The following is a 17138-nucleotide window of genomic DNA, read 5'->3' on the forward strand; positions in this document are numbered from 1 at the left end:
CCTGTTAGTAACAGTGGTTGTTTTTCCCTAACTGACCTCCTCTCAACGCCTCCCCCTACCAAGGGGGAGGCGTTAACACCGTTACACCATATTGACGAGCAGGCCTTGCTGCACCAGTACATCTCCCAGGTTGTTGGCGCTATCCAGCGATGAATGGTGGTAGACATCAAAGTGTTGCCCGTCAATGTCGCGCTGTCCTACCGTGCTCCAGGCACCATCGCCGGGGATCAGGTTCACCTTGCTGCCTTCTCCTCCGACAATCAGCAGGTCATCTTCGGGGCGATCGGTGACATTCAGGGCGCGGTCAAGATCCAACGTGATGCTGTTGGTGCCGTTTTGGCCTAAATCGAAGATCTCTACGTTGTCGATTTTCAGCCCCAGCGCCGTGAGGTCCAGATTGAGCGAGGTGCCATCGAGAAGCAGGGTATCGATGCCGTCACCGCCGTCGATGTGTGTGAAATCGAGACTTGAGAGGGTGATAAGGTCATCGCCCTCGCTGCCTGTGATCTCTGCCCCGGTCTGCACGCTGCCGTCAGCCAGATTGATGACAACGCCGCCAATGGCATACACGCTGTTTTCAACTTCAGTGCTGGCGTTATTGTCGATGGTTTGTGTCTCGCTGAGCGTGGCCGCCGCCATTTTCGAGCTGACATGGAGGGATTGCACATCGGTACTTTCCCCAGTATCAAGCTGTTCACTGGACAGCGAGGACACCTGAGCAAGGCTGCTATCGTCCGTATCCAGCGCCATCATGCTCATCAGCGGTAAGCCGAGTGAGATACCGGACGTTAATCCGGCGGAGACCCCGGTGAAGTTACCTGCCTGATCGGTAACAGAAGCTTCTACCGCTGTTCCCAACAGCGCGGTCAAGATTGCCCCCACGTTGAAAACGTTGATACCCAATAGCGAGCTGCTGAAATTCGCGCTCCACTTGCCATCGGCACCGACAGTACCCTGTAGCGTTTGGCCGAGCAGGGTGACGGTCACCTTGGCACCTTGTTGCACATAGCGAGATGTCCCGCTGACGGTGATGCCATTTGCCAACAGGCCAACGGTGTTGCCAATCAGTGACCCGACCGCATCAATACCCAACTGCGGCAACTGGTGCGTTTTCACGATGACGTTGCTGCTGGTGCTGTTGGTGTTGCCATAGCGGTCAGCGACGGTGACGCCTACGGTCAAATTGCCATCGGCGATGTTGAGCAAATTGGCGCTCGGCACGCTGATGCTCCAGGTACCATTGCTGGCGACGGCTGCGCTGAGCACCAGTCCACCTACGGTCAGTGTGACGCTACCGCCAGCTGCGTTGGTCGTTGTTCCGCTGATGATCTGGTTGATGCCCGCTTCGGCCAGATTCAGGTAGCCGTCCCCGCCAAACAGAGAGCCCAGGTTGACCGTTGGCAATGCGTGGACGCCCACGCCGACCGAAACCCCGGCGCTGGCACTTTTTCCTGCCGCGTTGGTCAGAGAGGCGCTGAGGGAGAGCGTGCCGTCAGTCAAATTGTTGAGATCGAGTGAGGGCAGACTCACAGACCAGTTGCCATTGCTTTGCACCACGGCAGAGTAGGTCTTGGCTCCCAACGAGATCTGGATGGTCGAACCTACCGCATTGGTACTGGTGCCGCTGATAATCTGCCCCGCCGCCGCCTCGACTGCATTCAGCAGGCCGTCACCGCCAAAGAGTGAATTGAGCGTCAGCGTTGGCTGGGCGTTAATCGCCACGTTCAAGGCCCCCGTACTCTGACCTACGTTACCCGCCGCATCTACCAGCCGGACGCTAACGTTAGTCACGCCATCGGTGAGGGCTTTCAGGTCTAGGCTTGGGATCGGCAGGCTCCAACCGCCGTTCGCGCCAATCGTCGTGGTATAGGTTTTACTGCCTAGCGTGACGTTGATCGCTGTACCGGCTGCCACATTGGCCGTTGTCCCACTGATGGTTTGTGCGCTCAACAGGCTGGTGAGATCCAATACGCCACCGTTGAACAACGGATTAAGGGTGATGGTTGGCGGCAATATGGAGACATTGAGTCCGGTACTGATGCCATTGCTGTTGCCTGCCGGATCGGTCACCGTCGCACTGACGGTGAGATTGCCGTTGGTCAGGCTGGACAGTTGCAATGGCGTTACGCTGGTGGTCCAGGTGCCGTCATTACCAACGGTGGCGTTCAACGTTAGCGATCCGATGCGTATCACCACCGACGATCCTGCAATCGCATTGGTGGTAGTGCCGCTAATCGTCTGTGTCAGCGCGGCCTCTGCGGCATTGAGGAAACCATCGCCACCAAACAACGAACCAAGACTAATCGTTGGCAAGTTTTTGGCAATGATGTTGATGGCATTATTGACCGTGCCAATGTTGCCGGAGGCGTTGGTGACGGAGACGCCAAGCGTCGCGCTGCCATCTACCAGTGCGCTAAGATCGGATGGTTGCAGCGTCAGGCTGAACACGCCACCTGCGCCGACGGTCGACAGGAACGTTTTACTGCCCAGAGTCACGGTAACCTGCGATCCCACACCGGCATTGGTGACGGTGCCGCCGATTATTTGTGCTACCACAGCTTCTGCTGCATTAAGGAAGCCATCGCCGCCAAAGACCGGGTTCAGCGTAATCACTGGCTGGGCAAAATCGAACTTGATGCCGGCACTGCCGTTGGCGGTATTGCCTACGCTGTCTGTCGCGGTCGCGGCTACGGTGAAATCACCGCTACCCAGACCTTGCAGGATGCCCAGCACGCTTGGGGTGACGGCAACGCTCCATTTGCCATCTGTGCCGACAGCGGCCGTGGCGATTTGTGAACCCGCAATGCTCAGCGTAATGGTTCTGCCTGCCAGACCGGTGGCGGTACCGCTGAGAGGTTGGTTGACCAGAAGGTCACCCAGATTCAGCACGCTATCACCAAAAACGGGATTGAGCGTAATGCTCGGCAGATTCTTGATGATTGTTGGAACATTGACGATCTGGCTGGTGGTGTTTCCTGCATGATCGGTGACCGCAACGCCTACCGCTAAGGTCCCATCCTGCAAGGCCTGCAAGTCGAGTGCAGGAACAGACAAGCTCCAGGCTCCGCCTGCACCGACGCTAATGCCGGTGTAAATCTTGTTGCCCAGCGTTACGGCGACCGTTGCACCCGCAGCGATATTCACATTGCTGACTACACCGCTGATAATTTGGTTGGTAGCGATATCTGCCGCATTCAGCGCGCCATCGGTGAAGGCCAAAACAGAATCAATGACTGGCAGGGATTTCAATACGTCGATGTTGATCAACTGGTTTTTCACGTTGCCGTGCGAGTCGACAATATCAACGTTAACTGCCAACAAGCCGTTACTCAGGCCGGTAAACAGATTTGGAGCAAGCGCGACGCTCCAGGCACCGTTGGCGCCCACGGTGCCTTCCACCGTCGTGCCTAGTACGGTGACCTGGACTTTCGCCCCAAGGTAGTTGCCCGTTGCGTTACCGCTGATGACCTGCGTCACCAGTGATTCAGCCAGGTTGAGGATGCCATCGTTACCGAAGATATTATTGATTCCGGCACCGAGCGTCTGGTTCAGCGCGACGTCCAGCGTGGCATCAACGTGTGTGGTGTTGCCGGAGGTATCGGTCAGCGTTACGCCGATGACCTGTGCACCGTCTGTTAGGCTTTGCAAATCAACAGACAGCACGGGGATCGTCCAGGTTCCGTCAGGGCCGACGGTGGTCGTGCCGACTAACGGCCCTGCGGTTAGCGTCACGGTGGCACCTATTTCGCCTGTCCCTTTAATCGCTCCTCCAGCCAGCGCCTCAGCCAGCGTCAGAATATTGTCATCGAACAGCGTGACGCTGAGTAGCGGAATGGCGGTATCGACGTTAACCGTCTGCGTAGTGGTGGTGCTATTTCCCGCTTTATCGGTGAGCGTTGCTGTGATGGTGTGGCTGCCGTCGGCTAGCAGTGCCAGATCGGCGGCGGGAACATTGACACTCCAGGCACCTGTTGCGGAAACCTGGGCGCTGTAGGGTTTCCCATTCAGGCTAATCGAAACGATTTGTCCTGCTTCTGTAATGGATGCCGTGCCAGTAATCGCCTGCGCCGTGCTCATTTCCGTTGCACTGAGCACGTTGTCCGAGGCAAAGGTGACGATGTCCAGTGTAGGGGCTACCGTATCGACCAGTACCGTTTTGGTGCTGTTTATTGTCGGGGCTGCCGTCACGCTTGCCGTGACACTAGTATCACCGTTTGTTGTGAAGTAAGTACTGGCGGAAATGGTGATTTCCCATACGCCACTGGCATTGGTCGTGGTGAAGAGCGGGATTCCCCCAATTAACACGGTTATTGGGGTCATGGGCGGAATATTAGTAACTTGTCCGGATATGGTGACATTACCGTTTATCTCAGCCGCGTTGATAATATCGTCACCTGCGATGGGGTCGATCACCATCGTCATTGGCGGTGGCGTCAAGTTGACATTGAATCCTTCACTGGCTTGCGCTGCCGGATTGCCCGCTTTATCTGTCGCATCTGCGGTAATGGTATGCTGCTGCCCATCAGTCAAAAGCTGCAAATCGGCTGATGGGATCGTGGTACTCCATGAGCCATCTGCAAGGATTTTTGCGGTGTAAGGCTTTCCATTTAGCGTTACCGTAACGTTTTGCCCGACTTCCAGCCCGGTCGAGGTGCCGCTGACCGTCTGTGTCGTCCGGCTTTCGGTATAGTCAAGGCCGTCCAGACCAGCGAAAGCAGTAATGGAGACAGTGGGGGCAACTTTCACGGCGAGAATGGCCTGAGAATTCAACGTGGCGCTGTTACCCAGACTGTCCGCTGCCGTAATGCTGATATTGTGTGTACCGTCGGCAAGATCGGCAAGTTGAGCGGGCGTGAGCGTTGCGGTCCACATGCCTCCACTCATCAACTGTACGACAAGCGGTTGCCCTCCAAATGTGACGTTCACACTCACCGCGTCACCTGCGTTACCGCTTAACGTTCTGCCCGCCAGCGTGCCGGCGTCGGCAATATTCAGATAACCATCGTCAAACGGCGTATTCAGCGTAATGGCTGGTGGAGTGAGATCGCTGGTAAAGGCGATCGGTGCTGAGCCTACGTTGCCCGCCGCATCAACGGCGGTTACCGTGATGGTATGCTGGCCGTCGACCAATGAGTTCAACGCATTCGGCGGCAGTGTAACGGACCAGTTGCCCGCATTATCCACTGTTGCGGTGTAGCGAATACCGTTGAGGTCAATCTCCAGTTTTACACCTTGTCCACTACCGCCAACCTGCGTACGGCCAGAGAAGGTGAGTGCAGAGGCTGCCTCGGCACTGCTCAGAATATTATCGATACCAAAGGGGACGACATCAATAAGAGGGGCTGGCAGCGTCTGCGCTGAACTGACATCGAGCGAGGTGCTGGTATTGGTGTTACCCACCCAGTCGGTGACCTTGACGCTAATGCTGTAATTGCCTTCGGTGAAGATGGCTAAATCGGCAGGCGACAGCTCTCTGGACCAGCCACCGAGCCCGTCAGCGGTGGCGGTAAAGGTGGTGTCTACCAGCGTAGTTTTATTGGTCACGGTAACGATGACTTCCTGACCCGCGCTGGTAATACCGGTTTTACCGGTTAAGGTCTGAATGGCCTGAATTTCAGTGGCGTTAAGGATTCCGTCGCCAAACGGCAGATCCAATGTTGCCGCAGGCAGGGTGGTGGTCAGCACACTCGCCGTGGCTGTTGTGGTACTGGTGTTACCCGCAGAGTCGGCCACAATTACGGTGAAATTCACCGTACCATCCGGCAGGTCGATCAGCGTCTGACTAGCCAGAGACAGCGTCCAACTGCCGTCGGCATTGACCGTCGCAGGAACGTTCGTGCCGTTGATGCTGACCGACACGGTTTGCCCCACATTACTGGTAAGCCCTGTTTGTCCAGATAGTGTCGCGCCCGGTAGCGCATCCGCCAGACTCAGTTTGCCATCGCCGAACGGCGTGTCCAGTGTAGCGACAGGCACGCCGACAATCACGCTGGTGAACGTGTCGCTGCCTGTTCCCGTATTGCCTGCGTGGTCAGTCACGGTCACGTTGATGGTGTGTGTGCCGTCACCGAGTGAAGTCAAATCGGCAGCAAGCAATGTCACATTCCACTGGCCATTGGCGGCAACGGTGGCGCTGTAGGTGTGGGTTAGCGTGCCGTTGGTGATCGAGACAGACACGCTCTGACCAGGATCGAGGAGCCCCGTTGTGCCTGTCAGCAGTTGATCCACAGTGCTTTCTGCCTGATTGAGCACCCCGTCAACAAACGGTGGAGTGATACTGATGGAGAAATTAGTGTGGATGACAACGTCCAGAGCGCCGCTGGCACTACCGGTATTGCCTGCGCTGTCAGTGACCGTTGCGCTGACCTGAACGTTACCATCTGCCAGTATGCTAAGCGCATTGGCTGGAATAGTGGCGCTCCAGAGTCCTCCCGCGAGGGTCACACCTGTTACGGTGTAAGCCCCTATCGTGACCTGAATCGCTGTCCCGACGGGCAGGTTGGTGTAACTGCCGCCAATGGTGGTTTCCGTTGCCAGTTCCGCACTAGTGAGAACATTGTTGTCATAGAGAGAATCTAGCGTCAGTGTTGGAAGCGACTGTGTTTTTAGCGTGATATCGATACTGGTGGCACTGGCATTGCCTGCACCATCGGTCACGCTGGCTGCCAGTGTTTTCACGCCGTCGCCCAGCGCCAGCAGGTCGTTCGCCGCAATGGTGATTTGCCAGATACCGTTGTTGTCAGCAACAACACTATAGACAGCGGTACCGACTTTTATGGTGACTTGAAGACCGGCTTCGGCCTTGCCGCTCAGCGGTAGCCCAGCCAGCGCATCCGCCAGCCCGATATCGCTGGTATCAACCAGCATGTCGATGGACAGTAGCGGTGGGACGGTATCGACGGTAAACGGATGGGTTGTCGTGGCCGGGTTCTGTGCAATATCACTGACTGTTGCCGTCACATTCTGACCGCCCTGCGGCAGATTTTGCACATCACTGGCGGGAACCGTCGTGCTCCAACTGCCATCGGCGCCAACGGTAGCCAGATACGTTTTGCTATTCAACGTCACCGTGACGCGCTGTCCTGCGGAAACATTCGTTGTTGAACCTGAGATGAGCAGATCGGACTGGCTATTCTGTGCGCTGATAACGTCGTTACCCGACAGTGTCGCAATCGTGATGCTTGGCAGGTTGGCGGCATCGGTGATGACGGTAATCGAGTGGGTGGTTGAACCCGGGTTGCCGCTTACGTCGGTCACGCTGGCGCTCACGGTTTGCTTGCCGTCAGGCACGTTGCCGACGTCCGTAGCGGGAACCGTGGTGCTCCAACTGCCATCTGCCCCCACGGTGGCGAGGTAGGTTTGGCTGTTTAGGGTAATAGTGACCTGCTGGCCCTGCTCTACATTCTGGCTGCTGCCGCTGATCGTCAACGGCTGGCCTGATTCTGCCAGGTTGAGGTAGTCATCGGTTGAGAGTGTGGCTATCGTCAGGGTCGGAGCTTTGGCCGGATCGGTATCCAGCGTAATCGAATGGCTGACGGTGCCGATATTGCCTGCGGCATCGGTCAAGGTGGCGGTGATAGCCGTGATGCCGTTCGGCATGTTTTGCAGATCACCTGCGGGTACGGTGACACTCCAGGTACCATCTGCCTGTGCCAGCCCCTGATAGATCTGCCCATTGATAGTCACGTTGACAATGATGGGACGACCGCTGTCGTTGATGGGGGATGTCCCCGTGATTTGCAGCGGTAGCAGGCTTTCTGCGATGTTGATGATATCGTCGACGCCGATCGGGTTGATGGTCAACACCGGAGGCGTCAAATCCACGTTCGCACTGCCCTGAACGGTAGAGGTGTTGCCCGCTGCATCGCTAACAGTAACGGAAATGGTGAGGAGACCGTCTGCTTGTGTCGTCAGCATGGATGGTGGCAGTTGAAGGCTCCAGCTACCGTTGTTGTCAACTGTACCAGAATAGACCGTGGTGCCAACGGTGATGCTGACAGTTTGACCTGCCCCGTGCAGGCCTGTGGTGCCGGAAAGCGTCTGTCCTGCCTGTGCGTCACTCAGGTTCAGGTAGCCGTTGCTAAATGGCATATTCAGCGCTGCGACTGGTGGGTTATTGATACTGACACCTAACTGCTGAGTACCTGCGAGCGCATTACCTGCCTGATCGACAGCGGTGACATTCACCGTGATGACACCATCGCCCAACGCTTTCAGGTCGATGGAGGGGAATACCTGCACTCCAGGTACCGTCTGGTTGCACTTGTGCCGTATAGGTTTTTCCGTTCAATATGACGTTGACATCCGTGCCCGGTGCCACGTTGACGGCACCGCCGCTAATCGTAATGCCGTTTGCCGCTTCCTGCACATTCAGCTGGTTATCCCCGGTGATTGGCGCAATAGACAGCCCGCTCGCATTGGTATTAATCGTGACGGTACTGCTGGAGGTGGCGGTATTGCCGGAGGCATCACTCACGCTAGCGGTAATGGTCTGGCTGCCATTAACCAGCAGCGCCATATCGGTATCCGAGATCGTGGTGCTCCAGTTCCCATTTGACAGAACCTGTGCGGTATACGCCTTGCCATTGAGGCTAATCGTCACCGTCTGGCCTTGTTCCACATTTTTACTGGTGCCGCTAAGTATTTGGCTGACTCGCGCTTCTGCACCGTCAATAATGTTGTTGCCAGCGAAGGTACCAATCGTGATGACGGGTGCATTTAGTGGGTTGGCATCGACGCCAATAGTTTGTGTCGTGGTAGTCGTATTGCCTGCGACATCAGTCAGACGTGTCACGATGCTGTAACTGCCATCGGACAAGGTGCTCAGATCGGCAGATGGAATACTGATACTCCAGGTGCCGTCATTGCCGACGGTACCGCTGTAGGTTTTTCCGTTCAGCGTTGCCGTCACGGTTTGTCCCGCACTGGAGGGTGAGGCGGTGCCGGTTAGCGACTGATCGCTCAGTACTTCGGTGCTATTCAGAATGTTGTCGTTGGCAAAACTGGCCGTCGTCAATGTAGGCGGTGTGCGAGCCACGGTAACATTGCTGGTTAAGGTACTGCTGTTTCCGGCTGCGTCGCTGACATTAACCTGCAAGGCTGTGGTGCCGTTCGGCAGGTTTTGCAGGTTGTTCACAGGCAAAGAAATTGTCCAGTTACCTGCCGCATCAACGATCCCGGTGTACGTCACGCCGCCGAGTACGGCGGTGACGGTTTGCCCTGGTGAGGCGATACCGGTTGTACCGCTGAGCGTCTGGATAACGCCAGCCTCTGCGGCATTGAGTATACCGTCGCTGAATGGTGTGTTCAGCGTCAGTGTCGGGCTACTGTGGGTGAATACATCAATGGTACGGCTACCGCTTAATATATTCCCCGCGTTGTCTACCGTGGTAACGGTTAGGGTTGATGAACCGTCGGCCAGCACGCTGACATCCGCCGCAGACACGGTGATGCTCCAGGAACCGTCTGATTGTATCGCCCCACTGTAGCTTTTCCCGTTCAGCATGATTGTGACGGCGGTGCCAGCAGCCACGTTCTGGCTGCTGCCGTTGACGGTGAGATCTTGCGTGGCTTCTGCTTGATTCAGTTTGTCATCGCCTGCGACGGTATCGATGGCGATACCGCTCAACGAGGTATTCACGGTAATTGTCTGACTGAGCGTTGCCGGGTTACCGCTGAGATCGTTGACGCCAATGGTTACGGTATGGGGGCCTTGTGCCAGATGGATAAGATCGACAGACGGCACGCTGACGCGCCATTGACCGTTGCTGTCAACTGTTGTCGTGTAGGTATTATCGCCGAGTGTCACGGTAACGCGCTGCCCCGCTTCGACATTCAGGCTGCTACCGCTAATGATTTGTGCGACGTTGATTTCACCACCATCGATGATGTTGTTGAGTGCGATGGCGTTGACGGTGAGCAGAGGCAGGTTGGCAGGATTAGCATCCAGCGTTAACGATCCTGTGCTGGTCGTGCTGTTACCGGATGCCCCGGTCAATGTTGCCGTAACGGTATAACTTCCGTCAGCTAATGCCTGGAGGTCGGCGGCGGGAATAGGGGTACTCCAACTGCCGTCAGCCTGAATTTGCGCCTGATAATTTTTATTGTTGATAGTGACAATAACGGAGCGTCCGGCATCCGCTTGTAGTGCATTACCGGAGATCAATTGATCGTTCAAACTTTCGGCTGCGTTGATGATACCGTCGCTGGTCAGCGGTTTCAGCGTCAGAAGGGGACGAACCATATCGACGGTAATATCACGGGTGTTCTCGATGCTGTTGCCTGCGGAATCAGTCGCTTCTACGCGGATGGTTTGTACGCCGGTTAGCAGGGATTGCAGGTCGGTGGCTGGAAGTGCCGTACTCCAGTTACCCTGGTTATCCACCGTAGCCGTATAGGTTTTGCCGTTCAGCGTGACGATGACGCTTTGGCCTCCTCCGCTGATTCCGGTTTTCCCTGTCAGGTTCTGCCCGCTGGTCGATTCGATGATATTGAGTATTCCGTCACCGAAAGGCTGGTCAATGGTGGGCTGTGGCAGATTATTAATGTGGATATCAATATTGCGGCTGGCTGTTACAGGAACATCGCCGGGGTTGGCGACGCTGGCGGTAATGGTCGCTGTGCCATCCGGTAAGGCGAGCAGATCGCTGCTGCCGATCGTGACGCTCCAACTGCCGTTTGCGGCAATCGTACCCGTGTAGGTTTTGCCATTGAGTGTAACGGTAACGCTTTCTCCCGTAGTGACGTTGACCGTAGAACCTGAGATGGTTAGTGGTTGTGATGCTTCGAGACGATTGAGCTGATTATCAAGTGCGACAATGCTTATGGAGATACTGTCATTGCTAATATCGACATCGGACCAGATTTCATGGTTCCCTTCGTTACCAGCCATATCAGTAACTTGCGCAGAGATAGAGACCGTTCCCTCGCTAAGCTCTGCCATATGCTCAGCCGGAATTTCCACACTCCACTTTCCGTCGTTCTGGATCGCGGCGAAGTAGAACTTTTTGTTGAGGAGAATGGTGGCAATCTGACCCGTTTCCACATTCAAACTAGAGCCCGTTAACCACTGGCTGACTTTAAGGTCGGCTGCGGTGATCGTGTTATTCTCACCGATGAAAGCGTTCACGAAGATGGTTGGTTGGAATGCCGGATCGGCGCTAAGCGTAACGGACTTCTCTACGCTAGTCGTGTTCCCGACTGAATCGGTGAGCGAAGCGGATAGCGTGTAGCTGCCATCTGCCATACCGCGTAGCGCGGCCGTCGGTAAACTAATACTCCAGTTGCCATTGCTGCCAACAATACCGGTATAAAATTGTCCATCAAAAGCGATAATGACGGTGCGGCCCGCTTCGCTCACCGAAGCGGTGCCGTTAACGGTCTGATTACTTTGTGATTCCACCAGATTAATGGTGTCATCACCCGCAATTGTACCGATAGTCAGGGTCGGTGCTGTGAAATCGGTATGGCTGACAAACGTATGGCCAGCCTGATTGCCTGCGGCATCCTGTGCGGTGACCAGCAGCGTGTTGTCACCTTCTGGTAGCTGCTGAAGATCGGCCGCTGGGACAGTGACTTTCCAGTTGCCTGCCGTATCAACCGTTCCTGTGTAAGATTTACCGCCGAGAGACAAGGTGACGCTTTGTCCCGTACCGCTGATGCCCGTGTGACCAGTAATCGTCTGGCTGACCAGCGCCTCTGCACCGTTTAGGGAACCATTGCCGAACGGGGGATCAATTGTCGGTTGAGGCAGAGTATGAATATGTACACCGAGCGTCTGCGTATCCGTTGCGGCACCGCCAGCCACATTGACGCTGGCGCTGACGGTGGCATTGCCGTCTGATAGAAGCTGAAGATCGGCACTGGGGATTTGCAGCGTCCAACTGCCGTCAATGGCAACGGTGGTGGTATAATTTTTCCCATTCAGCGTAATGGTAACCGTCTGTCCCACAGGAACATTGGCGGTATTGCCGCTGATCGCCAGCGGCTGGAGCGATTCTGCCCGGTTTAACAGGTTATCGCTGGCGATGATGTTGATGGCAATACTGTCGCCAGATTTATCGACGCTGATATCTCGGCTTCCGCTTGCTCCGTTGCCTGCTTTGTTGCTTACACTGGCGCTAATACTGTGTGCACCGTCTGCCAGTAGGGCGATATCCGCAGTTGAAACATTGATGCTCCAAACTCCCCCGGATTGCACGGTAGCAAGATAGGTTTTTCCATTTAGGCTAATGGTAACAACTTGTCCAGCCTCAACGTTGACTGTTGTTCCGCTTAACTGCTGGTTGACTTTGGCTTCCGCGCCGTCAATAACGTTGTCGTCTGCGAAGTTATTGATGCTGATAGTTGGGGCTGTGGTTGTACCGCTGTCAATGGTGAGCGGGCGGGTAACCGTTGTACTGTTGCCTGCGGCATCAGTCAGCGTAACGGTCAGATTCTGGCTACCGTCAGCGATAGCCACTAGATCGGCCGTTGGCAGAGTGACACTCCAGTTTCCGTCGCTGCCGACGGTGGCGGTGTAGGGTTTGTTATTCAGCGTAACGGTGACTGGGCGGCCAGCTTCGCTCAGTGATGCCGTTCCACTGATGACTTGATCGACCGCCAGTTCCGCGCCGTTGAGGATATTGTCCTGTGCGATAGCGGAGACAGTGAGCGTGGGAGGGATAGTATCCACGCTGATATTCTGCGTCAGAATGGTTTCGTTGCCTGCAATATCGCGGACAACAACCTCCAGTACGCTAACGTTGTCCGATGGCAGGTTTTGCAGCACGTCTTTAGGGATCGTAACCGTCCAGTGTCCGTTGGTATCTACCGTTCCGGCAACGTAATACCCGCCAATCGTCAGGCTGACGGTTTGACCCCTGCCGCTAATTCCGGTTTCTCCACTGATTATCTGATCCTGCGCCGCTTCGGCTGCGTTTACGACGCCGTCGCTGAACGGCGGGGTCAGTGTGATGGACGGAAGCGTGTTGATGTGCACATCCAGCGTATGGTTGACGGTAACGGTATTACCACTGATTCCTTCTACGCTGGCAGTAATGGTGTTACTGCCGTCTGACAGTTGAAGCAGGTCGGCACTGGGAATGTTCACCGACCATGTGCCGTCTGTCCCCGTTGTTGCGGTATAGGTTTGTATCGTCCCTGCGACGTTGAGACTGACGGTAACGGTTTGACCTGCGGCAACGTTAGCAGTCGTCCCGCTGACCGTCAGTGGCTGTCCCGCTTCCAGGGCATTCAAGCGATCATCTGTTGAGACGATGCTGATGTTGACCGCTTCGGCGCTGGTGTCTACCGTAATGGTTTGTGACGGTAGTGTGGTGGTGTTGCCGGCTTTGTCCGTCAGCGACGCTACCAGACTGTAGGTGCCGTTGGTCAGCGTTTGGATATCGCCGGAAGGAATGAAAACGCTCCACGCGCCGTCGCTCTCTACGGTGGTCGTGTAGGTGATGCCGTTGAGTGTGACTGTCACGGTCTGTCCTACATCCGATAGAGAAGCCGTACCGGAGACAAACTGTGAGGATTGCAGTTCGTCGGCGGTGAGCAAATTGTTTCCAGTAAACGGTGACAGAGAGAGTTCCGGCGGTGTGGTGTCGACAATAATGGTGCGGTTGACCACGGTAATATTGCCGGCGTTATCGGTAACCGTGAACGACAGAGCATGTTCGCCTTCGCTCAGCGCACGTAGGTCCGCAGCAGGAACGGTTAATGTCCAGTTACCCGCAGCATTAATAGTGGTGCTATAGGTTTTGCCATTCAGCGAGATAGTGACATTCTGGCCCACTTCACCCGTTCCGTTAAGAATCTGACCGTTTGCCAGTTCTCCTACGGTGAGGTAGTTATCTCCCGTAAATTTATCGACGGTTAAATGCGGAGGCAGGGTATCAATAGTGAGATCGAGGATTTTTTCGTGGATGATACCATTCGCGCCTGGCACGCTTACTTTTAATGCATAAATGCCGTCTTCCAGTCCGGTAAACGCATCTGCTGGCAGAGTAAATTGCCAACTGCCGTCGGCGGCAATAGTCGTAGTGTAAACCACGCCGTTCAACGTGATGGTGACGATTTGCCCCGCGCTGACGCCAGTGGTTTTCCCGCTGAGGATATGAGGTAGGCCAATTTCTGTACGGTTCAGCCCGTTATTGCCAGCGAAGGCATCAATAGTTAAAGGTTCTGGCTGCGGTGGCGGTGTGGTGGTGTCGTCATTACTCGACGATGCCACGGCGACGGCGACCCCTGCGACAGCGGCTCCGCCGAGAGCGACAGCGCCCAGAACGCTGCCCAGCGTAGCTGTTGATAGCGTGCTGGCGGTACTGCCAATCAGTAATGATGTCATATCGCCCAGTGCGGCGTATTCTGGCGTAAGGGCAATGGCTTCTCCGGCTAGCGCCGCGCCTTCTGCGGCTGCCGCGCCGGAGAACTGGGCGTGGATCAGTCGAGTTCCATCATCAAAAACCAGCTCACTGTGATAGCCCGCAGCATCCAGGGTGAAGAAGCTCTCATAACGGACGGTGGTACCGTCTTTCATGTGCAAGATAAGATCGTTGCCAACACGCTCATAGCGAGACACCATATCTGGTGTGCCATGAATCCGGACAGTGCTGCTTTCCAGCAGTTCGACGTGTGTTGCTCCTTGAGGAACCGCACTGATGAACTGACCACCATGACGTGACAGGATATTTGCATTTCCCGCAATAACATTCATATCTGACATGAAATAGCCTCTTACTTATCTGCAACCATCGTCTGAATACTTCTCCCGGCAGATCGAGTGCTGTGTGGAGAGGTACGGGTATATGCGCAACCAAAAAGAGGAGCGCTAAATCTGACCTGGTTTAGAAAAAAATAGTAAGAATGGCTAAATTGAGTCGTGCTTCATCCCCTTTCCATGGGGAATTTATACGGTATAAGACTTGTCCGATTCTTGATATTTATAGGTGTGGCTTAGCTAAAAATCCAATTTTTTTGAAATGTTTTGAAAATAAAAATCATGACAATATTCTTACGTATTAAATGGCTTAGCGGACTCATACCCTTACTTAACCATTACTACGATAATTATAATGTTAAATTACCATCACTTAGCGTTATGGATGTTGCGGCGCGACGTTTTTTGCGCAAGTTTGAGTAAAACAAGGCAAGGTACTCACTACGAAGATTGTGATTTTATTTGTATTTATTGTATCAGTTTGTGTTTGTTGTTTTTTTGCGATGGGATATGAATGTTATCGATGGTAACTATGGGAAATTATAAAAAATTATGATTATTCATCATGGTTGCTAATGGGGCTATCGGTGGCACTGGGCTCGTGTTTGAGGATGTTGAGTTTGGTATCGGGTTGGATATGAGAATTATTCTTGATATCACGGGTATCCCTATTACACTGCGGGCAATGGTTTTCATGATAGAGATTAGGTTGTTATGGAGTTGCTCCGCATTGTTTATCAACAATATCGCTGGCCATTTCTTGCCGTTATCATTTTAAGTTTGCTGAGTGCCGCATTGGGTATTGGGTTGATTGCTTTTATCAATCTGCAATTGATTGAAACGGTCAATCAATCATTAAGCGTATTGCCGCAATTTCTGGGGTTGCTGCTGCTTTTGATGGGCGTGACATTGGTGTCTCAACTGGCGTTGACCACGCTCGGACACCATTTCGTTTATCGTCTTCGTGGGCAGTTCATCAAGCGTATTCTGGATACTAACATTGCGCGCATTGAGCAGATTGGCAGTGCCCAGTTACTCGCCAGCTTGTCCAGTGATATCCGTAATATCACCATCGCGTTTGTACGACTGCCGGAGTTGATTCAGGGCATTGTGCTTACGATCGGCTCAGCGGCTTATCTGGCGTGGCTCTCTCCCAAAATGCTGGTGGTGACGTCCGTCTGGATTGCGGTAACCCTTTGGGGCGGATTTATGCTGGTGTCGCGCGTCTACCGTCATCTTACTCAGGTTCGGGAAGCGGAAGACCGCCTCCAGAAAGATTACGAAACCGTGATTAACGGACGTAAGGAACTGACGCTCAATCGGGAACGGGCACAGAAACTGTATGAAGACGTTTATCAGGCCAATGCGCAGGATTATCGACAGAATGTTATTCGCGCCGATACCTTCCATCTCAGTGCAGTGAACTGGTCAAATATTATGATGCTGGGCGTGATTGGTGCTGTCTTTTTCATGGCAAACAATCTCGGCTGGGCAGATACCAATATTGCCGCGACGTATTCACTCACGCTGCTTTTTTTACGGACACCGATGCTGCAAGCCGTTGGCGCACTACCCACGTTACTGAGTGCACAAGTCGCGTTTAATAAGTTGAAACGTCTTGATCTGGCTGGCTATCAGGCATCTTTTTCTTCTGCGATAGCTCCAACTGACTGGCACACGCTGGAACTGCGTGATGTGGTATTTCGCTATGACGATTCCAGATTTGAAATTGGGCCAATCAATCTGCTGATAAAGCGTGGTGAACTGGTATTTCTGATTGGTGGGAACGGGAGTGGGAAATCTACGCTGGCGATGCTGCTGACTGGGCTTTATACCCCCGTTTCCGGTACGTTATTGCTGGATGACCGTCCGGTTACGGGAGAAACGCGAGGGGACTATCAAAAGCTATTTTCTGCCATTTTCACCGATTTCCACCTGTTCGGGCAGATGATAGGGCCTCAGGGAACGGAGCCTGATACGACACTGGTTGATGGGTGGCTTGATCGCTTAAATATGCGGCATAAATTGACGCTGGAGAATCATCAGGTGATGAATTTACAGCTCTCACAGGGACAACGTAAGCGTGTGGCACTCTTGTTAGCTGTCGCTGAACAGCGGGACATCTTACTGCTAGATGAATGGGCTGCCGATCAGGACCCGCAATTTCGTCGCGTATTCTACCTTGAGCTGTTACCGCAGTTGCGTGCATTGGGGAAAACGATTGTGGCGATTAGCCATGACGATCACTACTTTGAACACGCCGATCGCCTGCTTGAAATGCATCAGGGTACGCTGTCAGAACTGACGGGGACAGCGCGTGAACAGGCCTCGCAGGATGCCGTTGCACAGATTAGCCGCTAGCGCCAATCTAGGCAGCCTCGCGTCGTGCTGTGACCGCTAGCGTGAAGTCTGACTGGCATATATTAATTCGTTG

The 17138-nt window shown here is 54.3% G+C and carries 1 protein-coding gene and 1 pseudogene; one reads left to right on the forward strand and one right to left on the reverse strand.

Annotated features, from left to right (window positions below; all coding sequences use genetic code 11):
* Positions 1–81: 81 nt before the first annotated feature.
* Positions 82–14710, reverse strand: a pseudogene (locus tag E2566_RS22075) (Ig-like domain-containing protein).
* A gap of 708 nt (positions 14711–15418) precedes the next feature.
* On the opposite strand from E2566_RS22075, the gene E2566_RS05600 reads away from it, so the two are divergent.
* Positions 15419–17065 carry a multidrug ABC transporter permease/ATP-binding protein gene (locus tag E2566_RS05600; RefSeq protein ID WP_107168805.1) on the forward strand — a complete coding sequence of 549 codons (1647 nt, stop codon included), beginning with the start codon at positions 15419–15421 and terminating at the stop codon, positions 17063–17065.
* Positions 17066–17138: the final 73 nt, after the last annotated feature.

The organism is Pectobacterium punjabense (genome assembly GCF_012427845.1).
In the GTDB taxonomy this organism is placed as follows: Bacteria; Pseudomonadota; Gammaproteobacteria; order Enterobacterales; family Enterobacteriaceae; genus Pectobacterium; species Pectobacterium punjabense.

Bases quoted from the DNA above. Each gene is read 5' to 3' on its own strand.
- E2566_RS05600 (WP_107168805.1), top strand. From the start codon at position 15,419: ATGGAGTTGCTCCGCATTGTTTATCAACAATATCGCTGGCCATTTCTT.